Annotated in this window: 17 protein-coding genes; 11 read left to right on the plus strand and 6 right to left on the minus strand. The window is 63.9% G+C overall.

The genetic code is table 11. The features are described 5' to 3' along the window. Window positions 1–181: 181 nt before the first annotated feature. A complete protein-coding gene (locus tag FVD38_RS13015; protein ID WP_147935189.1) occupies window positions 182–1216 on the plus strand; it encodes a GGDEF domain-containing protein in 1035 nt (344 codons plus the stop codon). A gap of 16 nt (window positions 1217–1232) precedes the next feature. Here FVD38_RS13015 and FVD38_RS13020 read toward each other — a convergent pair whose 3' ends face one another. Further along, complete coding sequence (locus FVD38_RS13020) at window positions 1233–2462, minus strand: HD-GYP domain-containing protein (protein WP_147935190.1); 1230 nt, start codon at window positions 2460–2462, stop codon at window positions 1233–1235. A 230-nt stretch (window positions 2463–2692) separates the two neighbouring features. Between FVD38_RS13020 and icmF the strand changes: the two genes are divergently transcribed. From icmF to FVD38_RS13050, 6 genes are all read left to right on the plus strand, one after another. Then, a complete protein-coding gene (gene icmF, locus FVD38_RS13025; protein WP_147935191.1) occupies window positions 2693–5980 on the plus strand; it encodes a fused isobutyryl-CoA mutase/GTPase IcmF in 3288 nt (1095 codons plus the stop codon). Window positions 5981–6203: 223 nt separating this feature from the next. After that, window positions 6204–7283, plus strand: coding sequence for a type I restriction endonuclease (locus FVD38_RS13030; protein ID WP_147935192.1), 1080 nt, complete (start codon window positions 6204–6206; stop codon window positions 7281–7283). A 142-nt stretch (window positions 7284–7425) separates the two neighbouring features. Further along, window positions 7426–7755 (plus strand): hypothetical protein, encoded by a 330-nt coding sequence (locus tag FVD38_RS13035; protein ID WP_147935193.1) that lies wholly within the window; start codon window positions 7426–7428, stop codon window positions 7753–7755. A gap of 169 nt (window positions 7756–7924) precedes the next feature. After that, the gene (gene prsT, locus FVD38_RS13040) at window positions 7925–10699 is read left to right on the plus strand and encodes an XrtA/PEP-CTERM system TPR-repeat protein PrsT (RefSeq protein WP_147935194.1); all 2775 of its coding nucleotides are present in this window, start codon (window positions 7925–7927) and stop codon (window positions 10697–10699) included. Window positions 10700–10904: 205 nt separating this feature from the next. Beyond that, a complete protein-coding gene (locus FVD38_RS13045) occupies window positions 10905–11504 on the plus strand; it encodes a GNAT family N-acetyltransferase (protein WP_229493636.1) in 600 nt (199 codons plus the stop codon). Between the two features lie 40 nt (window positions 11505–11544). Further along, a complete protein-coding gene (locus FVD38_RS13050; protein WP_147935196.1) occupies window positions 11545–12423 on the plus strand; it encodes a ThiF family adenylyltransferase in 879 nt (292 codons plus the stop codon). 119 nt (window positions 12424–12542) lie between these two features. Here FVD38_RS13050 and pepA read toward each other — a convergent pair whose 3' ends face one another. The 5 genes from pepA to FVD38_RS13075 form a co-directional block, all read right to left on the minus strand. Beyond that, window positions 12543–13343 carry a flocculation-associated PEP-CTERM protein PepA gene (gene pepA / locus FVD38_RS13055; protein WP_147935197.1) on the minus strand — a complete coding sequence of 267 codons (801 nt, stop codon included), beginning with the start codon at window positions 13341–13343 and terminating at the stop codon, window positions 12543–12545. Between the two features lie 192 nt (window positions 13344–13535). Next, window positions 13536–14201, minus strand: a complete 666-nt coding sequence (locus FVD38_RS13060; protein ID WP_147935198.1) for a class I SAM-dependent methyltransferase — start codon at window positions 14199–14201, stop codon at window positions 13536–13538. Between the two features lie 77 nt (window positions 14202–14278). After that, complete coding sequence (locus FVD38_RS13065; RefSeq protein WP_147935199.1) at window positions 14279–15007, minus strand: GNAT family N-acetyltransferase; 729 nt, start codon at window positions 15005–15007, stop codon at window positions 14279–14281. A gap of 310 nt (window positions 15008–15317) precedes the next feature. Next, window positions 15318–15923 carry an XrtA/PEP-CTERM system exopolysaccharide export protein gene (locus FVD38_RS13070; protein WP_229493638.1) on the minus strand — a complete coding sequence of 202 codons (606 nt, stop codon included), beginning with the start codon at window positions 15921–15923 and terminating at the stop codon, window positions 15318–15320. A 191-nt stretch (window positions 15924–16114) separates the two neighbouring features. Then, window positions 16115–16855 carry a S1 family peptidase gene (locus FVD38_RS13075; protein ID WP_229493640.1) on the minus strand — a complete coding sequence of 247 codons (741 nt, stop codon included), beginning with the start codon at window positions 16853–16855 and terminating at the stop codon, window positions 16115–16117. Window positions 16856–17284: 429 nt separating this feature from the next. On the opposite strand from FVD38_RS13075, the gene FVD38_RS13080 reads away from it, so the two are divergent. The 4 genes from FVD38_RS13080 to FVD38_RS13095 are packed head-to-tail and all read left to right on the plus strand — an operon-like array spanning window position 17285 to window position 22386. Next, window positions 17285–18817 (plus strand): XrtA system polysaccharide chain length determinant, encoded by a 1533-nt coding sequence (locus FVD38_RS13080; protein ID WP_147935202.1) that lies wholly within the window; start codon window positions 17285–17287, stop codon window positions 18815–18817. A 26-nt stretch (window positions 18818–18843) separates the two neighbouring features. Then, window positions 18844–19761 carry an XrtA-associated tyrosine autokinase gene (locus FVD38_RS13085; protein WP_147935203.1) on the plus strand — a complete coding sequence of 306 codons (918 nt, stop codon included), beginning with the start codon at window positions 18844–18846 and terminating at the stop codon, window positions 19759–19761. Beyond that, window positions 19742–21334 carry a TIGR03016 family PEP-CTERM system-associated outer membrane protein gene (locus FVD38_RS13090; RefSeq protein ID WP_147935204.1) on the plus strand — a complete coding sequence of 531 codons (1593 nt, stop codon included), beginning with the start codon at window positions 19742–19744 and terminating at the stop codon, window positions 21332–21334. Before FVD38_RS13085 ends, FVD38_RS13090 begins: the two co-directional genes overlap by 20 nt. Before the next feature lie 26 nt (window positions 21335–21360). Further along, window positions 21361–22386 carry an XrtA/PEP-CTERM system-associated ATPase gene (locus FVD38_RS13095; protein WP_147935205.1) on the plus strand — a complete coding sequence of 342 codons (1026 nt, stop codon included), beginning with the start codon at window positions 21361–21363 and terminating at the stop codon, window positions 22384–22386. Window position 22387 lies beyond the last annotated feature (1 nt).

Consider the following 22387-nt stretch of genomic DNA (forward strand, 5'->3'; position numbering starts at 1 on the left):
AATTGTTAAGAATAGTTGCCGGTAATACAAAAAAGTATTATGCTGTTTTGCTTGACCGCTGAAAAATGCGGCACCGCCGATCATGGCGCGCTGGACGTCCGGCGCGGTCCACCCTGTGCGCCACGCCCTGCGCGGGGCGGTCTCCCGGTACTTCTTTATTGCTTGGTCTGATAACGACGACATGGATTCCCTGCTGCGACACATGGTGGACATGACCGGCCACCGCGATCACACCATGCTGGACATCTCCGTGATTTCGGCGGTCCAGGAATTGTCCGGCGCAGCCCGCACCCGGGTGCTCACCATCTCCAGCGTCGGCGAACAATACTTCGTGCGTTCGCGCGCCTGCATCCATGCCGGCGGCGTGGCCTGCCCCGAAGAGCCGCAGGACAGCGGTCCCGGCGAACCGATCGCCCTGTATCCCGAACTCGGCGCCTGCCTGCGCCGCCACGAACCGCGCGCCGAGAGCATCGGCGCCGACGGCCTGCGCCGCCTGTGGCTGCCGATCTGGTTCGGCGACAAGGCCGACACCTGCCTCGAGATCGTGCACGCCGAACCGTTCACGCCCGAGGCGCTGTACATGGTCAACGGGATCGTCAGCGTGTACCGCAACTTCCAGAACCTGCTCGACTACAGCGAGCGCGACTCGCTCACGGGCCTGCTCAACCGCAAGACCTTCGACGACCAGCTGGCGCGCATGCTGCACGCCTCCGAGACCGATGCCACGGTCCCCGGCCAGGCCGAGCGGCGCCACCACAACGGCGAAGAAAAGCAGTGGCTGGCGGTGGTCGACGTCGACCACTTCAAGGGCGTCAACGACCGCTTCGGCCACCTGTATGGCGACGAGGTGCTGATCCTGATCGCCAACCTGCTGCAGTCGTCGTTCCGCGCCCAGGACCGGGTATTCCGCTTCGGCGGCGAGGAATTCGTGGTGCTGCTGCGCTCGACGAACCTGGCGAACGCACGCCGCATCATCGAGCGCTTCCGCGCCGACGTCGAGAGCCACGACTTCCCGCAGGTGGGCCAGGTCACGGTCAGCATCGGCTTCACCAGCGTCAGCGCCGCCGATTCGCCGGTGGTCACGCTGGGCCACGCCGACCAGGCCCTGTACTACGCCAAGGCCCACGGCCGCAACCGCGTGTGCCACTACGAAGAGCTGGTCGCAGGCGGCATGCTGCAGACCGTGGCCGCTAACGACACCGCCGAATTTTTCTGAATTCCTGCAACCAGGCCTAGGCCTCGGCCAGCTGCATGAAACGCAGCGGCTCGACCTGCCACTTGGCGGCCGACTCGTGGCGCACGATGCGGTCGCCGCCGCCGAAGCCCACCGCGCGCGACAGGTCGACCGTCTCGGGGCGGATATACACCTGCCTCTTGGCATGGAAGAACACGTTCACCTTCGGCGTGAGCAGGCTCGATTCGTGCGGCTCGACCACCACGCCCAGCCGGCCCGACTCCAGCAGCACCAGGGTGCCGACCGGGTAGATGCCGACGCAGCGCATGAATTCCTGGGTCAGCGCCGGATTGAAGTGGTGCTTGCTCCACTCGTAGATCTTGCGCAGCGCCTCGGCCGCCGGAATGCCCTTGTGGTAGCAGCGGTCGGACGTGATCGCGTCGTACACGTCGACGATGGCCGCCATCTGCGCGAGCTCGCTGATGCCGTCGCCGACCTGGCGGTCCGGATAGCCGCTGCCGTCGCGCCGCTCGTGGTGGTGCAGCGTGATGTCGAGCGGGATCGGGCCGATGCCCGCCGTGCGCACCAGGATGTCGTGGCCGTCGCGCGGATGGCGCTTGACGACGTCGAATTCCTCGTCGCTCAGGCGGCCCTGCTTGTTGAGGATGGCGTCCGGCACCATGGCCTTGCCGGTGTCGTGCAGCAGGCCGCCCAGGCCGGCCTGGTAGATGGTGTCCTCGTCCATGCCGCGCGAGCGGCAGAAGGCGACCAGCAGCGCACACACGCTGACCGAGTGCAGGAAGGTGTAGTCGTCCTTGTTCTTGAGCTGCAGGAGGCTGGGCAAGGCGCCCGAGTTGCGCAGGATCGATTCGGTAATGCTCTGCACCACCGGGCTCACCTGGTCCAGCTCGACGGCCTTGCCCAGGCGCGCGTCCTGCATCACGGCGCGCACCAGGCCCTCGGCCTGGCGCCGCACATGGACGGCGCGCTGCAACTCTTCGGCCAGCGGCACCCGCGTGCGTCCGTGCGCGGTGGGCGCCGAGGCCAGCGCCGTCACCTCGGCCTCGGTGGCGGCCGTGCTTTCGTCGACGGTCGGCGCATCGACGTCCAGGCCGCGGCGGCAATCGATCACGACGCCGCGGATGCGCGCCTCGACGATCTTGCGGATCTCGGCCTCGTTGGTGATCAGGAACTGATTGCGTACGAATGGATGCTCCATCCAGCCGCAATCCAGATCATGGATGAACATGCCCACCCTGAGCTGTGAAGAATCCACTTTTTTCAGCATCTGTCGTGTCTCTTCTCGTGCATGAATTCCGGCGCGAGGTGCCCCTTACGCCCCTTATGCACCGAGTATAGCAAGCTGATTGCGCAATGGAACTTAATGTTGCCCCAGGGATACGCAATGTGAAATGGATCGAAGGTGGCCGTATTACTTCGCCGCGAGCTTGACGTTAACGTTAACGTCATATAACTTACCAGCATCCCGTCCTCACCGATCACAAGGACCCTCCCCTCATGAACGACATCACTCCCGCAGCGAAGCTCGACCTGCCCGAACAGCCGCGCCTGGCCAACAAGGTCCGTTTCGTCACCGCCGCCTCGCTGTTCGACGGCCACGACGCCTCGATCAACATCATGCGGCGCATCCTGCAGTCGAACGGCGCCGAGGTGATCCACCTCGGCCACAACCGCTCGGTCGACGAGGTGGTCACCGCGGCGCTGGCCGAGGACGCGCAGGGCATCGCCATCTCGAGCTACCAGGGCGGCCACGTCGAATACTTCAAGTACATGATCGACCTGCTGCGCCAGCGCGGCGGAGCGCACATCAAGGTGTTCGGCGGCGGCGGCGGGGTGATCGTCCCGAGCGAGATCGAAGACCTGCACGCGTATGGCGTCACGCGCATCTTCAGCCCGGAAGACGGCCAGCGCATGGGCCTGGTCGGCATGATCCGCTCGATGCTCGAAGCCTGCGACGTCGACCTGTCGCCGTATGCCCCGACCTCGCTCGCGGCCCTGCGCGAAGGCGAGATCGCGGCGCGCCACCGCCCGCTGGCCCAGCTGATCACGGCGCTGGAAAACGATCGGGTCGACCCCGCGCTGCGCAAGGAGATCCTGGACACGGCCGACACGCTGCGCGTGCCGACCCTGGGCATCACCGGCACCGGCGGCGCCGGCAAATCGTCGCTGACCGATGAACTGATCCGCCGCATCCGCCTCGACCAGGGCGACCGCCTGAACATCGCCGTGATCTCGATCGACCCCTCGCGCCGCAAATCGGGCGGCGCCCTGCTGGGCGACCGCATCCGCATGAATGCGATCAATCCGTGGAACGGGCAGCAGCGCGTGTTCATGCGCTCGCTGGCCACGCGCGAAGCGGGCTCCGAGATCTCGCAGGCCCTGCCCGACGTGATCGCCGCCTGCAAGGTGGCCGGCTTCGACCTCGTGATCGTCGAGACCTCGGGCATCGGCCAGGGCGACGCCGCCATCGTGCCGCACGTCGACACCTCGATGTACGTGATGACCCCGGAATTCGGCGCCGCCTCGCAGCTCGAGAAGATCGACATGCTCGATTTCGCCGATCTCATCGCGATCAACAAATTCGACCGCAAGGGCGCGCTCGACGCCCTGCGCGACGTGGCCAAGCAATACCAGCGCAACCGCGAACTGTGGTCGATGAGCCCGGACCAGATGCCGGTCTACGGCACCCAGGCCTCGCGCTTCAACGACGACGGCGTAACCGCCCTCTACCACGGCCTGCTGCCGAAACTGGCGGCGCTGGGCCTGAAGGTCGAAACCGGCAAGCTGCAGGCGCCGGCCCAGCGCTACTCGAGCGGCAAGAACGTGATCGTGCCGCCCGCGCGCAGCCGCTACCTGGCCGAGATCGCCGACACCGTGCGCGGCTACCACCGCCGCGTCGGCAAGCAGGTGACACTGGCGCGCGAGCGCCAGCAGCTGCAGGAAGCGCAGCGCATGCTGATTGCGGCGGGCAAGGATGCCGACTTTGACGACGTGATCGCGGAACGCGACAACGCCATGGACGGCGAAGCCAAGGCGCTGGTCGCCTCCTGGCCGCAGCTGCAGGCGACCTACGCCGGCGAAGAACACGTGGTGAAAATCCGCGACAAGGAAATCCGCACGCGCCTGATCTCGACCACCTTGTCCGGCAATCCGGTGCGCAAGGTGGCGTTGCCGCGCTTCGAGGACCATGGCGAGATCCTGCGCTTCCTGATGCTGGAAAACGTGCCGGGTTCCTTCCCCTACACTGCGGGAGTATTCCCCTTCAAGCGCGAGGGCGAGGATCCGACCCGCATGTTCGCCGGCGAAGGCGACGCCTTCCGCACGAACAAACGCTTCAAGCTCGTGTCGACCGGCATGGATGCGAAACGCCTGTCGACCGCCTTCGATTCGGTGACCCTGTACGGCGCCGACCCGGCCCTGCGTCCCGACATCTACGGCAAGGTCGGCAACTCGGGCGTGTCGATCGCGACCCTGGACGACATGAAGGTGCTGTACGACGGCTTCGACCTGTGCAGCCCATCTACCTCGGTCTCGATGACCATCAACGGCCCGGCCCCGACCATCCTGGCGATGTTCATGAACACCGCCATCGACCAGCAGATGGAGAAGTTCGTCGAAAAGAACGGGCGCCAGCCGACCGGCGCAGAGACCGAGGAAATCCGCGCCTGGGTGCTCACCGCCGTGCGCGGCACCGTGCAGGCCGACATCCTGAAAGAAGACCAGGGCCAGAACACCTGCATCTTCTCGACCGAGTTCTCGCTCAAGGTGATGGGAGACATCCAGGAATATTTCGTGACGCACGGCGTGCGCAACTTCTACTCGGTGTCGATCTCGGGCTACCACATCGCCGAAGCCGGCGCGAATCCGATCTCGCAGCTGGCGTTCACCTTGTCGAACGGCTTCACGTTTGTGGAAGCCTACCTGGCGCGCGGCATGCACATCGACGACTTCGCGCCGAACCTGTCGTTCTTCTTCTCGAACGGCATGGACCCGGAATACACGGTGCTGGGCCGCGTGGCGCGCCGCCTGTGGGCGGTGGCCATGCGCGACAAGTACGGCGCCAACGACCGCAGCCAGAAGCTCAAATACCATATCCAGACCTCGGGCCGCTCGCTGCACGCACAAGAGATCGACTTCAACGACATCCGCACCACGCTGCAGGCGCTGATCGCGATCTACGACAACTGCAATTCGCTGCACACGAATGCCTACGACGAGGCGATCACCACGCCGACCGACGAATCGGTGCGCAGGGCACTGGCGATCCAGCTGATCATCAACCGCGAATGGGGCCTGGCCAAGAACGAGAACCCGAACCAGGGCGCCTTCATCATGGACGAGCTGACCGACCTGGTCGAAGAACAGGTGCTGCAGGAGTTCGAGCGCATCGCCGAGCGCGGCGGCGTGCTGGGCGCGATGGAGACCGGCTACCAGCGCGGCAAGATCCAGGAAGAGTCGATGCTGTACGAGCACAAGAAGCACGACGGCAGCCTGCCGATCATCGGCGTCAATACCTTCCGCAACCCGAATGGCGCGGGCGCGCCGGCGACGATCGAACTGGCGCGCTCGACCGACGACGAAAAACAATCGCAGCTGCAGCGCCTGGACGACTTCCACGGCCGTAACTCCGATGCGGCGCCCGCCGCGCTGGCCGCCCTGCGCCAGGCCGCGATCGACAACGAGAACGTGTTCGCGCGCCTGATGGACGCGGTGCGCGTGTGCTCGCTGGGCCAGATCACGACTGCGCTGTTCGAGGTCGGCGGGCAGTATCGGCGCAATATGTAAGGTAATGGGGCGCGCCGGCCGCCCCTTATTTCCCTGTTCATGCCGACCGGTATCCATCTGGATCCGGCTCAATTCAGATTACTGCTGTGGCGAAAACACGCCACCACGCCAGCGCTTCATTTAAAGGTTGATACAGCATTAAAAAATGTGCAATATGGAAATGTTACTTTCATTGATTTGCTGCATCTTTTACCTGTTCAACCCAGCTTGAAGGAGCATTACCGTGGATCTGATCGACCAGCTCAACGCACTGGCTACTCGTATTCGTGTTACCAAAGACCTGATTCAGACAGAAGAGGCTACCAAGAATGCCATGGTAATGCCGTTCATTCAGATCCTGGGCTACAACGTTTTCGATCCAACCGAAGTCACTCCAGAACTGATCGCGGACGTCGGGACAAAAAAAGGCGAGAAGGTTGACTATGCGATTCTGCGCGACGGAAATCCCATCATGCTTTTCGAGTGCAAACGATGCGGTGGTGATCTGCATATTAATCATGCAAGCCAGTTATTCCGTTATTTCCATGTCACCGAGTCCCGTTTTGGCGTTCTGACGAACGGCCTGAAGTACCGATTCTTTACCGATCTCGAGCAACCGAACAAGATGGATAACACGCCATTCTTTGAATTCGACATCCTCGATTTCAAAGAGCGTGACGTTGAGGAGCTGAAAAAGTTCGCGAAATCGAGCTTTGATATCGACACCATTCTCAACACCGCAAGCGATCTCAAATATACGCGGGCCATTCAGGAACGCCTGAACGAGTGGGTGGCTAATCCTCCTGAGGAATTCGTGCGTTTGCTGTCTACCGATCTGCTCGGCGGGCGGCGCTTCACGCCGACACTCAAGGACCAGTTCACGCAGATCACAAAACGTGCTTTTGAACAGCTATTAAGCGAGCGCATCAACGTACGACTGAAAGGCGCGATGGCTGCGGAGGTGCCAACGGCATCCGAGCATTCAGCACCGATCATTCCCCATCCTGCAGATGACGCCGAAGTCGAAACCAGTGCCGAGGAGATCGAGGGCCTGCATATCGTTCGCTCGATTCTGCGCGACGTCGTCAGCCCGCGCCGCATCGTTATGCGCGACAACCTGAGTTATTGCGCCATTCTGCTCGACGACAATAACCGCAAACCCGTCTGCCGCTTGCGCTTCAATAACACCCAGAAGCTGGCGGTTGGCATATTCGGTCCGGACAAGGCGGAAGAACGTTTTTCGCTTGAAGAAATCGACGATCTCTACAGTTTTGCCGATCGGCTGCGAGCGACCGTGTCAATGCACCTGCCGATCGAGGAATGAACCGGGCTGGCATGCCAGCCTTCGGCCGACTGGCATCGCTCTCCTCTGGGTAGATCGATTGCGTACCTGCCAAAGCACACCGTGGCAGGCCTGTTCGCATGGACGAACCTACAATGCCAGCAAGATCCCCACAGGAGCTCGCATGACCATCCAGCCCGACCAGCTCGCCGCCCTGATGCGCGAAGTCGAACGGGAAGACCCGATCGACTTCGCCGACCTGCCATTCCCCGAGGACGAGATGCGCGCCATCGTCGCCAACCACCTGTGCGAGATGGCGGCGGCGATGGAGAGCTTCAGCGAGGAAGACCGCACGCTGACCTTGCTGGCCGTGTCGGCCAAGCTGGTGCTGGAAAACCTGGTACTGCACGTGCAGCTGTTGCGGCGCCATGGCCTGCCGGTGAGCGAGAACGTGGAAGCCCTGCTGGGCCGGCTGCGCCGCGATCCGGGCCTGGAAGGCGGTGGCAAGGGATAGTTTTCCCGTGTAGCAATTTTTTCAACATTCATGCCGCACGCATCGGATAAGTTTTGTAACAGCTGTGTCCGTTTGTACACTGCTTGCGCGGTTCCTTCAGGTATGATTTGTTGTTGAGAATTTCGCTTACCCAGCGAAACGACCGTCTCCACTGCCTGAGGAATTCCACATGCCGCGCCATCCCACCAAGCTCAAACTCACCGCCGCCATCCTGACCGGCGCCCTCCTGACCGTCGGCCTGGCCGGCTGCAACCGGACCCAATCGACCGAAACCCTGCTGGCGGAGGCGTCCGAGTACCAGCAAAAAGGTGATATCAAGGCTGCCCTGATCCAGCTCAAGAACGCCGTGGCGAACAGCCCGGAAGACGGCGAGGCGCGCCTGGCGCTGGGCAGCCTGCAGCAGTCCACCGGCGACAATGTTTCGGCCGAGAAGGAACTGGGCCGCGCGCGTTCGCTCGGCATCGCCGACGAGCGGGTGCTGCCGCTGCTGGGCCGGACCCTGGCCCAGCAGGGCAAGTTCAAGGAGGTGCTGGAGCTGATCACGCCCGAGAAGGCCAGGTCGGCCGCGCTACTGTCGCTGCGCGGCGATGCGCTGCTGGGCAGCGGCAAGCCCGACGAGGCCAAGCAGGCCTACGAGGCGGCCCTTGCCGCGAACGCCAATTCCGGCGACGCCCTGATGGGCCTGGCGCGCCTGTCCGCCGTTCGCGGTGAGCGCGATGCCGCCCTCCTCTACGTCGACCAGGCGGTGGCCAAGGATCCGAAGAATCCCGAAGTCTTCATCATGCAGGGCGCGATGCTGCGTTCGATGAACAAGCAGGACGAAGCCCTGGGCGCCTACGACAAGGCGCTGGCGCTCAAGCCGGATCACCGCAGCGCTCACATCGAGAAAGCCTATATCGAGATCGCGCGCGGCAAGTTCGACGCGGCGAAGAAGGAAGTCGAGGCGGCGGAAAAGAATTCGCCGGGCAGCCTGCTGGTGGTGTACACCCGCGCCCTGTATGAATTCTCGCAAGGCAAGCACTCGGCGGCGAAGGATGCGCTGGCGAAGGTCCTCAAGGTCGCGCCCGACCATTATCCGAGCATCCTGCTGGCCGGCGCGTCCGAGCTGCAGCTGGGCGGCATCCAGCAGGCCGAGCAACACCTGCGCAAATACCTGGAAGCCAATCCGAACAACGTCTATGCGCGCAAGCTGCTGGCCCAGGCCCAGCTCAAGAATTCCCAGCCGGCCGACGCCGCCGCTACCCTGGCGCCGGCCCTGAAGGCGGCGCCGCAGGATGCGCAGCTGCTGGCCCTGGCCGGCGAATCGTATATGCAGGTGCGCGACTTCGACAAGGCCAGCGACTACCTGCAGCAGGCCGCCACCCTGGCGCCGCAGGCGGCCGCCGTGCGCACCTCGCTGGGCCTGTCGCGCCTGGCCCAGGGCGACCAGGCGCGCGCGCTGAGCGACCTGGAAATGGCCGCCACGCTCGACCCGAAATCGTTCCAGGCTACCATGGCTTTGGTGCAAACCGAGATGGGCATGAAGCGCTACGACAAGGCGCTGGCAGCCGTCAATGCGCTTGAAAAACAGCAGCCTGACAGCGCACAAGTGCAGCAGCTCAAGGGCGCCGTCTATATGGTCCAGGGCAAGACCGCGGAAGCGCGCACCGCCTTCGAGAAGGCCTCATCGCTGCAGCCGAGCTTCCTGCCGGCGGTGACCAACCTGGCGCGCCTGGACGTGCAGGAGAAGAAGCTGGACGCCGCCAAGGCGCGCTTGACCGCCTTCCTGGACAAGAACAAGGACAGCGTGGACGCCATGACGGCGCTGGGCGAGCTGGCCATGCTGCAGAAGAACACGGCCGAAGCCACGAGCTGGTTCGAGAAAGCCAGCGCCGCCAACCCGGGCGCCACTGCGCCTTCCCTCAAGCTCGGCGCGCACTACCTGGCCACCGAGCAGGCGCCCAAGGCCCTGGCGCTGGCGCGCAAGCTCCAGACCACGCATCCGACCGATGCCGGTGTGCTCGAACTGCTCGGCCAGTCGCAGGCCGCGAACAAGGACCTGAACGGCGCGCTCGACACCTACAGCAAGCTGGTCAACGTGCTGCCGAAGGCGCCCGGCGCCCAGCTACGCCTGGCGCAAGTGCAATTGGCACTGAAGAACGAATCGGCAGCCGCCAACCACCTCAAGCGTGCGGTCGATCTCCAGCCCGACTTCGTGCCGGCGCGCCTGATGCAGGTCGAGCTGGCAATGCGCGGCAAGCGTCCGGACGAGGCTCTGGCGGCGGCGCGCGCGTTGCAGAAGGCCGCGCCCAAGGCGCCGGTCGGCCATGTCGTCGAAGGCGACGTGCTGATGTCGCAGCAAAAATTTGCCCAGGCCGAGCAAGCCTATGAAAAAGGCCTGTCTCTGGCGCGCTCGTCGGAACTGACGGTCAAGGTGATGCAGGCCCTGCAGGCTGGCGGCAAGAGCAAGGAAGCGCTGGCGCGCGGCCAGGCCTGGCTTGCGGCCCAGCCGGACGACGTGCGCGTCTCGCTGCTGGTGGCCGAGCTCAACCTGGCATCCAAGGATTACAAGGGGGGCATCACCAGGCTCGAGAACGCGCAGAAGCGCGCCCCCGAGCATCCGCTGGTGCTGAACAACCTGGCCTGGGCCTACCAGCAGGTGAAGGATCCGCGCGCGCTGGCGACCGCCGAGAAGGCCTACAAGCTGGCCAGCGATAGCCCGGGCGTGATGGACACCCTGGGCTGGGTGCTGGTGGAGCAGGGCGACACCGCGCGCGGCCTGCCGCTGCTGCAGAAGGCCAGCAGCCAGGCGCCGAACTCGATGGAGATCCGCTACCACCTGGCCCAGGCCCTGCACAAGAGCGGCGACAAGGCCGGCGCACGCCGCGAGCTCGACAAGCTGCTGGGGTCGAGCACGCCGTTCGCCCACGCCGACGAGGCGCGCGCGCTGCTCAAAACCCTGTAAGCGGGGACCTTCGCCGCGGGGCCTGGCCCGGCCCGCGGCGCACCGCCCTCACGTCGTCAAAGCCTTTCAGCCTCATCCTATCGAACGCTGGATTTATTAATGTCGCGATAAGATAACGTTCTCCTAAATGAGGACGTTTATCGTGGACGACGATTCGTACGGAATCCGGCTTACCGATACTTCGGATGGTCGTAACACGGCCAGTATGCTGATCAACAGGATGTATGCCTGGCGCGGCTACTCCGGAGATCACCAGCCCAGCAGCGACCCCAACCGCATCACCCTGACCGCCACCGACAAGGGCGACGTGGTCGGCACGCTCAGCATCGGCATCGATTCCGAGGTCGGGCTGATGGCCGACGAAATCTTCAAGGAAGAACTCGACGCCCACCGCCAGCGCGGCGCCAAGTTGTGCGAGTTCACCAAGTTCGCCTTCGATCCCTCGGTGCGCTCCAAGACGGCGCTGGCCAATGTATTCCACCTGGCCGTGATCTACGCGCGCGACATACACGGCTGCACCGACATCGTGATCGAGGTCAATCCACGCCATCGCCGCTTCTACGAGCGCATGCTGGGCTTTCGCAAGGAAGGCGAACTCAAGATCAATCCGCGGGTCGATGCGCCGGCCTACCTGCTGCGCGTGAACCTGGTCTTCGTCACCGAACAGATCGCGCATTTCGGCGGCAGCTACGCCGCCGAGGGCGAGACCGAAGAGCGCTCGTTCTATCCATATTTCTTTTCGCCACGCGAAGAGCGTGGCATCATCAATCGCCTGCTGCGCATGGACGAATCGCATCCGGCATGAGGCCGGCGCTCTTGTTCCCCACTTCTTTCCTGAACCATCAATGAATACACCGTTCAACTACGAACAGGCCTTCTCGCGCAATATCGGCTGGGTGACGCCGGCCGAACAACAACAGCTGCGAGGCAAGCGCGTCGCCATCGCCGGGGGCGGCGGCGTCGGCGGTGTCCACCTGCTGACCCTGGCGCGCCTGGGCATCACACGCTTCCACATCGCCGATTTCGACAGCTTCGACATCGCCAACTTCAACCGCCAAGTCGGCGCCATGATGTCGACCGTGGGCCAGCCCAAGGCCGAGGTGCTGGCGCGCATGGCGCGCGACATCAACCCCGAGATCGAGATCGCCATCTTCCCCGACGGCGTCCACAAGGACAACCTGGACGCCTTCCTGGACGGGGTCGACCTGTACGTCGACGCCCTCGACTTCTTCGCCTTCGACGCGCGCCAGCAGACCTTCGCTGCCTGCGCCCGGCTTGGCATCCCGGCCACCACCGGGGCGCCGCTGGGCATGGGCGCGGCCCTGCTCAACTTCTTGCCGGGCAAGATGACCTTCGAGGAGTATTTCGGCTGGGGCGACCTGCCGGAGCAAGAGAAAGCGATCCGCTTCGTGGTCGGCCTGGCGCCGGCCGGCCTGCACCGGCCCTACCTGGTGGTGCCGGAATCGGTCAACCTGGCCGAGCAGCGCGGCCCGTCGACTTTCATGGCCTGCCAGCTGTGCGCCGGCGTCTGCGCCACCGAGGCGCTCAAGATCCTGTTAAAACGCGGCGACGTGCTGGCCGCGCCCTGGGGCATGCAGTTCGATGCCTACCGCAACAAGCTCAAACGCACCTGGCGCCCGGGCGGCAACCGCCATCCGATCCAGCAGCTGATGCTGGCGATCGGGCGGCGCCAGTTCGCGCGCATGGCGGCGGCCGGACGCTGAAGCACGCCGGCGCCGTGCCGGCCTCATGAACGCCCGACGTCAAAAAGCCACTGCCGGATTGCTCCGGCAGTGGCTTTTTACCTTGCAACGCTGGGCCTGCGAGGCAGGCCCGTGCGTGATTAGGCGGCTTTCTTGTTGCGGCGGCGGGCGGCGTACAGGCCCAGCATGCCCAGGCCCAGCAGGCCGACCGATGCAGGCTCAGGCACTTCGGCCACGTTGCTGAAGACCACGTCCAGCGAACCGTTGATTTCCTGGGTGCCGACAGGGTCGAAGTTGTTCAGCTGGCCCGACTGGAACGACAGGTCGTAGAACGGGTTTGGCGAGGTGAAGAACTGGGTACCGAAACCGGCCAGGGCGAAGCTCGAGCTGGCGCCGAAGCTGCCGCAGTTGATGCCGCTAGGACCGCAGGTCGGCAGGGTTGGGTCGAGCACGCCGAAGCCCGACAGTGGATCGCCTTCGGCCAGCAGCAGGTCGTCGTCCGCCAAACCAACGGTAACGGCGTTGGCGCCGTTGGTTGGCATGGTGAAGGTCGAGTCCAGGTTGGCGTCCAGGTACATTCCCAGGCGGCCGCTGCCTTCGTCGAAGCGGAACACGTTCTTGCCATCTTCGACGGCGAAGGTGCCCGACGCGGTGTACAGGGCATACAGACCATAGTCGTTGTTCAGGCCGGTGCGGTTGACCGGGGTGGTGCCGCCGTTGGTGACGAACTGGCCAGCATTCCACACCAGCGACACGTTGAAGGTGCCGTCGGTGTTGAAGGTGGCGATCTCGTTGTAGTTACCGGTGATCTTGTCGGCGGTGAACGAGCGGCCGTCGTATTCTACGGTGAACGGGTTGAAGTTATCAGCGTGGGCGGCGGCGCCAAACATCGAGGTTGCAGCGATTGCGCAAGCGATAATGGTCTTCGAAACTGCTTTCATCTTGGATCTCCTGGTTGTAGGGTTCGTACTAACAACCTCTATCTAAGCAACCATCGTGCCAGCCAATCACCCTCCTTATAAATCAATCACTTAGGCCACTATTTCGTTATAGAAATTCTAACACTGTAAAGAATGCCGACAGCTCGCCCGTAACCTTGTCGGCACATTCCTACAAGCCTTCGTAACACATTACTACAAAGGTTTCCGCACCACCACATTCCAGGTATTTCCAGACGTAAATTCACTGGCGATTTCCCAGCCTGCCGCCAACATCTTGGCGCGCAGCTCTTCGATATGGAACGGGCTGTACAGGATGCCTTTGCGGATGCCCCAGTCGTTGATCTTCTGCGCCGCCCAGCGCAGCGGCGCGAAGCCGGACGGATACAGCAGCACGTTGGCGGCCAGGGTCCCGCCGGGCTTGAGCACGCGCAGGATGTCGCGCAGGGCGCCGTCGACCGTCGGGAAGCAGTGGATCGAGTTGGCGATATTGGCGGTATCGAAGCGGTTGTCGGCGAACGGCAGCTGGGCCGCATCGGCATGCTGCAACTCGACCAGCGGATTGTTGCGGAAACGGTGGCGGGCGCCGGCCAGCATCGACGGTGCATAGTCGATGCCGGTCACTTTCACCGGCGGCAGCTTGCGGCGGCGGCGCCAGTTCAGGACCATCTCGAGCAGGGTGCCGGTGCCGCACGCCACTTCCAGGTGGTCCGGTCCGAAGTTGGGCCCGAAGAAGCGCATCTGGGTGCCGATGGTGCTGTTGTAGGCGAAGGTGAGAATGAAAAAGCCGCGCAGGTCGTACCACCACGGTTCGGATGAATAGGCTTCGGCGATTTCATCCCTGGTCTTGCCGGTCGTCATGGAGCGTCCTCGTTGATTGAAGTGAAGCGGAAAATATAGGTTGTTAATGAACCGCAGGCAAGCGCGGATCGTGCGGCTCAGCCCAGCTGGCGCAGGCGATTGACGATGCCCGCCTCTTCACGCGGCGAGAAGAACCACGGGAACAGCGAGCGCTCGCCCACCGCCTTGTCCTGCATGCCGCCCCATTTCTCCACCTGGTCGGTGCCGAAGGCGGTGTCGACGCGCAGCAGGACCGCCGGCGCCTGCACCCGCGGATTGGGGCGCGATTCGCACACGGTCTGGAAGCCCAGCATGGCTTCGTAGAAACGGCGATGGCGCGGATTGACTTCGATGAAGATGTCGCGGCAGCCGTTCAGGTCGCGCGCATAGATCAGGGCCACGTGGAATAGCGAGGCCAGCACCGCCTTGGACTTGACCGCCGGGTCGACCGCCAGCTTGGTGATCTCGCACACCCGCCCGGCGCTGCGGCGCACGTCGATGCAATCCTTGAACACCTGGTCGGCCAGCAAGCCTATCTCGGAATCCAGGCCCAGGCTCAGCGTGCCGAACACCTGGCCGCGGTCGGAAGCCGTCAGCGTGATCCGATTGGGGTCGCTATGGACCTGGTGGTTGCCGCTATAGCCGCGCCAGGAATACATCTTGCTGATGAGCATACTGGCGGAATTGCGCTGAGAATCGACGTCGGCCGCGCGGATACCGAATACGCGCTCGTTGATGGCGACGTCGATGATGCTCGGTTCGTCGGAGGCGCCCCCGTCATCGCCGCTCGGCGCGGCGAGATAGGTCGGCCCTAATGTCTCGATCATGGTCATTCTCCAGGCAAGACCGGCGCGTCATGCACCGGCGGCATTCCTGATCATCATAGCATCGGAAATTACAATTTATCAATTGTATTAACGAAAAGTATTTGCCCTTTTGACATTGATAGCGCAGCTACAATACCGCGACGATAGCAGTTTACGCAGGCTCTGCGGCGCGCACGGACAAGAAATGCGTGGACGGATCACGGCCGCGTGGCAGCCGGACACCGGGAACAGGAAGGGACAGGCCTCTTGGCCGCACCGGCGATTGCCGGCGGAAGAGACCGGCTGCAAAGCCGGTCTTGCAGGGTAATGCTTAGAAGAAGCTTTCCGGAATCACGAGGATATCGCCGGGACGCATCATGACGTTCGCCGAGATATCGCCTTCGTTGATCAGGTCGTCAAGGCGGACATTGATCTTTTCCTGCTTGCCTTCGACGTTGCGCACGATGCTGGCCTTGTTACCCGAGGCGAATTCAGTCACGCCGCCGACCGCGATCAACACATCCATCAGCGACATTTCGCGGCGATACGGCAATGCCTGCGGACGGGCGGCCTGGCCGATCACGCGGATCTGCTCGTTGAAGTTGCCGACAAAATTGGTCACGACCACAGTGACCACGGGCTGCTGGATGAACTGGGCGAGGGCCTGTTCGATGTCGCGCGCCAGCTGGGTCGAGGTCTTGCCGGCGGCAGGGAGGTCCTCGACCAGCGGGGTCGTGATCTTGCCGTCCGGACGGACCGGCACCGACATCGACACTTCCGGATTACGCCAGACAATGATGTTGACGGCATCGCCAGGCCCGATCAGGTAGTCCGGGTTGACCGTCGCCAGCGCGGCGGTGCTGGGAGGCACCGGGGTGGAACAGCCGCCCAACAGCAGCATGCAAGCGGCGGCGCCGGCTGCCAACAGATTCTTCATGGTTTTCGTCATCATCGCGTTCATCCCCTCGCGCCTTACCTGTCCCATGGACTAGTGTTTGGCGTGAATCAAAAATTGTTATTTCGCCATCATGGCCCGCGCTATTGTAGCGCAGACGGCTGCGTCGGCAAGCCGTGCACAATTGAAATCTTTTATCTTGCCGCAAGTAGGTGCATCGCCATCGGATCGCCCTAGCGATCCAGCAGCTCCTGCACGTGCCGCACCGGGATGGCATACGTGATCCCGCTCGGGGCCGAGATCGCGGACTCCTTCAGGCCCTTCACGAATACCATATTGATCACGCCCAGCACCATGCCGGTCTCCGGATCGTACAGTGGCGAACCGCTGTTGCCGGGATAGGCGGTGCCGTCGAGCTGGTAGATACTGAACGGGCTGCGCTGCAGCCGGGCCGCCGCGCGCGCGTCGAGCCGGCGCGCGCTGAGCGAAGGCTGCATCACCGGAGTGATCGCCGCCAGCAGGGCGCGGTGGGTGGCCGGGTGCAGGCCCAGCACCATCCCGAGCGGGAAGCCGGTAAAGGCCAGGGCCTGGCCCTCCGCCGCCGCGTCTGCATTCCCCAGGCGCAGGGCCGGGAGCGGCGCGCCTTCCAGGCGCAGGTGCGCCAGGTCGTGTTCCCGGTCCAGGGCGACCAGCTGCGCCGTACGGAAACGCACGCCGGCGCCATCCGGCAAGACCACGCCAAGCTGCTCCATGCGGGCGGCATCGAGCTTGTCGGGCACGACGTGGGCATTGGTAATCACGCTCAGGCCGTCGCCGACCACGAAGCCCGTACCACTGAACACGATCGCCGGGCTGCGCGTTTGCAGCTGGGTGCCGACGCCCACGATCGAAGGCTTCACCGCCGCAACCGTCTGCGGCAAGGTCGCCGCCCGCGCCAATCCCCCCGTCAGGCACAGCAGCGCAGCAGCGGTCATGTATCTTCCAAACAAACGTCGCGTCATCAGAACATCACAATCTTCAGGTAGTTGTAACAGGTGTGAGGCAATCGTACGGCCCCTTTCCTTTTTTAAACATTACAATAAGGTTCTTTGAATTTCAGCAACTATTTGAGGTTACTCGGCGCGCAGTCAAGAACTGGGCGGCACTTCCCGGATCATCAGATCGTTACGCGAAATACAACAAGCGCATTCTTCAAATGTTTGCGATAATGCAACAGTAGCGTTGCGATGCACCATTTTGCATCGTTCTCTCCAAATGAAATAGTGTTGCAAACCGATGGCATCGGTGACCGAGAATCGCTGGATTCCCTTACCCTTAATTGCAATTGCTTAGGGTACAAGCGATCATGCTTATTGTTTTTTGCTGACCCTGCACGCCAGGCCCTGACCAACGAGATCGACACGATGGCTGAAATTACATCCCAGATTCTTCACTTATTAAAAGCCATCGGCAAGTACCGCTGGCACGCAGTCGCGATCACCTGGGTCGTCGCACTGGTTGGCTGGGGAGTGGTCTACAAGCTGCCCGACCAGTACGAGGCAAAGGCGCGCGTCTATGTCGACACGCAGACCATACTCAAGCCGCTGATGTCGGGCATGACCACCCTGCCGAACCTGAACCAGCAAGTCCAGTTCATGCGTCGCACGCTGCTCAGCCGCCCCAACGTGGAACGGGTGGTGCGCGACCTCGACCTCGATGTCAATTCCAGCAGCGGCAAGGAATTCGACAAGGTGGTCGACGACCTGATCTCCAAGATCAAGATGGTCGGCACCGGTCGTGACGACATCTACACGATCAGCTATACCGGCACCAGCGCGCAACAGGCGAAGGATGTGGTGCAGGCCTTCCTGACCATCTTTGTCGAAGGCAGCTTTGCCGGCAAGAGGCAGGATTCCGAGAAAGCTGTCCAGTTCATCGACGAGCAGATCCGCAGCTACGAAGAGCGCCTGGCCGCGGCCGAGAATTCGCTCAAGGAATTCAAGATCAAGAACATCGGCATGCTGCCGCGCGAAGGCGCCGACTATGGCGCGCGCATGATGTCGTCCAGCGAAGCCCTGAACCAGGCGCAGCTCGACCTGGCCGAGGCCGAGCAGGCACGCAACGCGATCCGCCGCAAGATATCGGGCGACAACAGCGGCGGCGGCAGCCGCAGCGTCCCGGTCGTGCAAGACCCGGCGCTGGACGAGCGAATCGCCAGCGTGAACAAGAACCTGGACGGATTGCGCACGCAGTACACCGAACAGCATCCCGACATCGTCGCCAACCGCCGCCTGCTCGAGCAGTTGATGGAGCGCCGCGCCGAGCTGGCCAAGAACCCGGCGCCGAGCAGCGATCCGGGCGCCAACTACAGTCCGATGCTGCAGCAGCTGAATGTGCAACTGTCCGAAGCCGAGGCGCGCGTGGCCGCGCTGCAGGCGCGCGTAGCCGAATTCAGCGCCCGCGTGGCGCGCCTGCGCGGCCAGAGCGAGCAGGTGCCGGAAGTCGAAGCCCAGCTGGCCCAGCTCAACCGCGACTATGAAGTCAACCGCGCCAACTACCAGCGGCTGGTCGAGCGGCGCGAGTCGGCCAAGTTGTCGGGCGAAGTGTCGTCGGTGACCGACATGCTGACGTTCCGCGTGATCGATCCGCCGACCGCTCCCGCCATCCCTGCCGGCCCCAACCGCCTCCAGCTGGTCACGTTGGTCTTCCTCGGCGCTCTTGCCGCCGGCTTGGCCAGCGCCCTGCTGCTGAGCCAGCTGCGCCCGACCTTCCTGAGTCCGGCCGCGCTGCGCGAAGTCACCGGCCTGCCGATCCTCGGTTCGGTTAGCATGAACTGGACGTCCGAACAGACCGTGCTGCGCAAGCGCCGCCTGATCATGCTTGCCGCCTCGGTGCTCGTACTGTTCTGCGCCTATGCCGCCGGCGTCGCCGCCATCCTGATCCGCCCTACGATGTAAGGCCGGCTGGCCTACAAGGAGTCAATGTGAGTATTATCGAAAAAGCGGCCAGCCGCATCGACAAGCAGCGCCAGAACGCCGCCCCTGCCGTCAACCCGGACCATTCGCCGGCCGGGACCGCCGCGGATGCGGCTCCCGCCGCCGTCCTGGTGGAAGTGCCTGCGGCGCAGGCCGCGCAAGCGCTGCCGGGCGCCGCCCCGGACGCAGCGCCAGCCCGCACGCGGCGCGTCGAACTCGACCTGAACCGGATGCGCGAACTGGGCATGGTCACCGCCGCTGGCGGCCGCACCAACCTGCTGGAAGAATTCCGTATCATCAAGCGTCCGCTGCTCAAGCGCGCCTTCGCCGAGCGCGGCCCGAAGGACAATCCGACCAACCTGATCATGGTGACCAGCTCGCTGCCGGGCGAAGGCAAGACCTACTGCGCGATCAACCTGGCGATGAGCATCGCCATGGAGCTCGACCATACCGTGCTGCTCGTCGACGCCGACGTGGCGCGCCCATCGGTGCTGCGCACCCTCGGCCTGCCGACCCAGCGTGGCCTGATGGACATCCTGGTGGACACGGAGCTCGACCTGGCGGACGTCATGCTGCGCACCAACGTCGATACGCTGGCCATCCTGCCGGCCGGCACCGCCACGCCGCGCGCCACCGAACTGCTGGCCAGTTCGACGATGACGGCCATGCTGAACGAGCTGGCGAACCGCTACCCCGACCGCATCATCATCTTCGATTCGCCGCCGCTGATGCTCACCAGCGAAGCGCGCGTGCTGGCCAGCCACATGGGCCAGATCGTGGTGGTGGTGGAAGCCCAGACCACGACCCAGTACGCGGTCAAGGAATCGCTGCACCAGCTGGAAGGCATGAGCAACGTCAATCTCATCTATAACAAGACCAGGGACATCCCCGGCATCGAAGAAACGTATGACTATCATTACGGCTAATCTGCCGTTCGCCCGCGCGCCATTGGCCGCGGCTGCGCTGCTCCTGCTCGCCGCCAACCCCGCCCAGGCGGACTGGCGGGTGACGCCGACGCTGACGCTCAGCGAGATCTGGACGGACAACGTCAACCTGACCGAGGACGCGCTCGCGCACAGCGACCTGATCACCCAGGTGTCGCCCGGGCTCCGCGTCAGCAACCGAACCCGGCGCCTGACGGTCAACGCCTCGGCCCAGCTGCACGCCTTCGCCTACCTGCACGACAGCGACAAGCGCGGTCGCAATGGCGAACTCGGCGCCGACAATCCCGGCGTGAACAGCGTCCAGCGCAGCTACCGCGGCAACCTGCGAGGCGAGCTGGCGCAAGACCTGTTCTTCATCGACGCCACCGCCTCGCGTGGCCAGCAGAGCATCTCGGCCTTCGGTCCGCGGGTGACCAACGACGCCTACTCGCGCAACAACCGCACCGATATCGAGTCCTGGAGCATCAGCCCGTTCCTGGTCCACCGCTTCGGCAACATCGCGTCCGGCCAATTACGCTATACGCGCGACTCGGTCGGCGGCGGCGACCAGATCGGCTTCCGGCGCACCGGCGGCGACACCATCCAGGCCACGCTGGCCAGCGGCCCGGCCTTCCGCACCATCGGCTGGGGGCTCAACTACACCGACCAGGACCTCAACGGCGGCCGCTACGGCGACTCCTCGCGCCAGAACCTCATGGCCAACCTGAGCTACATGATCAGTGGGCGCCTGTCGCTGCTGGGCAACGCCGGCTACGACCGCTACGAATACGAGGGCCTGGGCGGTGGGGAGCAGGGCGCCAACTGGTCGCTGGGCTTTCGCTGGACCCCGTCCGCGCGCACCATGCTGCAGGCGACCGCCGGCCGCCATTTCTACGGCAACACCGGCAGCCTGCTGGCGACGCACCGCACGCGCAAGACCAGCTGGAACCTGAGCTACAGCGACGCGATCACGACCTCGCGCCAGCAATTCCTGCTGCCCGCGACCTTCGACACCGCCGGCCTGCTCGACAGCATGTTCGCCACGGCCTATCCCGATCCCGTCGAACGCGCGCGCGTCGTGGAAGCCTATATGACGCAGAACAACTTGCCGCCGTCGCTATCGGACAGCATCAACTACCTGAGCAACCGCTTCATGCGGCAGAAGCTGCTGCGCGCCTCGATGATGTACCGCTCTGGCCGCAGCAGCGCGATGCTGTCGGCCCACGTCAGCGATCGCAACGCGATCTCCGACCAGCAGAGCGACAGTCCGCTGCTGGGAAGCCAGCAGGGCCGCTACAGCGACAACGTGCGCCAGACGGGGTTCGAGGCGAACTATACTTATCGGCTGAACTCGCGTTCCAACCTGACCGTCGCCTACGACGTCGACGACAGCGAGTCGCGCACCAGCGACTATCGCAACTACCAGCGCATTTTCCGCGTCGGCCTGACCCGCAGCTTCGGGGATGCGCGCGCATCGATCGACCTGCGCCGCCGCAATGGCGACCTGGGCAACAGGATCAGTGCCGGCGAATTCACCGAGAACGCCCTTACTGCCACGCTGCACATGGCGTTTTGACCGCAATGTAAATCGACGGAACCACGATGTACGAATCCTATTACGGCCTGTCGGCCAAGCCCTTCCAGCTCCGCCCGGACCCGCATTTCTTCTTCGGTTCCAAGGGCCACAAGCGCGCCATGGCCTATCTCGACTACGGACTGTCGCAGGGCGAGGGCTTCATCGTCATCACGGGCGAAGTCGGCGCCGGCAAGACCACGCTGGTGCGCAACCTGCTGGGCCACATCCCGCTCGACCAGATCGTAGCGGCCCACATCGTCAACACCAGCCTCGACCCCGAAGACACGCTGCGCATGGTGGTCTCCGCCTTCGGCCTGCCCTACGAGGGCGCCAGCAAGGCCGAGCTGCTTAATCGCCTCGAACAATTCTTGCGATCGGTCGACCGCCAGGGCAAGCGCGCCCTGCTCGTGATCGACGAGGCCCAGAACCTGAATGCGCGCACGGTCGAGGAGTTGCGCATGCTGTCCAACTTCCAGACCGACGACCGCTCGCTGCTGCAGACCTTCCTGCTCGGCCAGCCTGAATTCCGCGCCACCCTGCACAGCCCCACCATGCAGCAGCTGCGCCAGCGCGTGATCGCCAGCTACCACCTGGGGCCGATGGACGCGCAAGAGACCCGTGCCTACGTCGAGCACCGCCTGGCCACGGTCGGCTGGAAGGGCGACCCGTCGTTCGACGACGCCGCCCACGCCGCGATCTACGCCTACAGCGGCGGCATCCCGCGCAAGACCAATACGCTGATGGACCGCGTGCTCCTGATGGGCTACCTGGAAGAGCTGCGCGGCTTCACCGGCGCCCACATCGAGGAAGTGGTGCGCGACATCTCGGACGAATTCCAGGCGCCGGAGGGACTGGGCGAGCCGGAACCGGCATCCATGCGCGCTGCCCCCGGCCAGCATGACCTGCAGCATGGCGAACGGCGCGGCGCCAGCGTCGAGCAGCTCGACGAACGCATGATGCGTCTCGAGAAATCGATCGTGTCGGTGCTGTCGATCCTCAAGAAGATCGCCGCCACCCCACCCGGCTCGGCGCGCCAGCTGGACCAGGAATAAC

The sequence above is a fragment of the Massilia arenae genome (assembly GCF_008014745.1).
Taxonomy (GTDB): Bacteria; Pseudomonadota; Gammaproteobacteria; order Burkholderiales; family Burkholderiaceae_D; genus Telluria; species Telluria arenae.

Excerpts from the sequence above, each read along its gene's own strand:
- prsT (WP_147935194.1), top strand. The coding sequence starts at position 7,925 with ATGCCGCGCCATCCCACCAAGCTCAAACTCACCGCCGCCATCCTGACC.
- icmF (WP_147935191.1), top strand. The coding sequence starts at position 2,693 with ATGAACGACATCACTCCCGCAGCGAAGCTCGACCTGCCCGAACAGCCG.
- FVD38_RS13045 (WP_229493636.1), top strand. The coding sequence starts at position 10,905 with ATGCTGATCAACAGGATGTATGCCTGGCGCGGCTACTCCGGAGATCAC.
- FVD38_RS13075 (WP_229493640.1), bottom strand. The coding sequence starts at position 16,855 with ATGACCGCTGCTGCGCTGCTGTGCCTGACGGGGGGATTGGCGCGGGCG.
- pepA (WP_147935197.1), bottom strand. The coding sequence starts at position 13,343 with ATGAAAGCAGTTTCGAAGACCATTATCGCTTGCGCAATCGCTGCAACC.
- FVD38_RS13090 (WP_147935204.1), top strand. The coding sequence starts at position 19,742 with ATGACTATCATTACGGCTAATCTGCCGTTCGCCCGCGCGCCATTGGCC.
- FVD38_RS13050 (WP_147935196.1), top strand. The coding sequence starts at position 11,545 with ATGAATACACCGTTCAACTACGAACAGGCCTTCTCGCGCAATATCGGC.
- FVD38_RS13060 (WP_147935198.1), bottom strand. The coding sequence starts at position 14,201 with ATGACGACCGGCAAGACCAGGGATGAAATCGCCGAAGCCTATTCATCC.
- FVD38_RS13080 (WP_147935202.1), top strand. The coding sequence starts at position 17,285 with ATGGCTGAAATTACATCCCAGATTCTTCACTTATTAAAAGCCATCGGC.
- FVD38_RS13095 (WP_147935205.1), top strand. The coding sequence starts at position 21,361 with ATGTACGAATCCTATTACGGCCTGTCGGCCAAGCCCTTCCAGCTCCGC.
- FVD38_RS13065 (WP_147935199.1), bottom strand. The coding sequence starts at position 15,007 with ATGATCGAGACATTAGGGCCGACCTATCTCGCCGCGCCGAGCGGCGAT.
- FVD38_RS13070 (WP_229493638.1), bottom strand. The coding sequence starts at position 15,923 with ATGAAGAATCTGTTGGCAGCCGGCGCCGCCGCTTGCATGCTGCTGTTG.
- FVD38_RS13020 (WP_147935190.1), bottom strand. The coding sequence starts at position 2,462 with ATGCTGAAAAAAGTGGATTCTTCACAGCTCAGGGTGGGCATGTTCATC.
- FVD38_RS13035 (WP_147935193.1), top strand. The coding sequence starts at position 7,426 with ATGACCATCCAGCCCGACCAGCTCGCCGCCCTGATGCGCGAAGTCGAA.
- FVD38_RS13015 (WP_147935189.1), top strand. The coding sequence starts at position 182 with ATGGATTCCCTGCTGCGACACATGGTGGACATGACCGGCCACCGCGAT.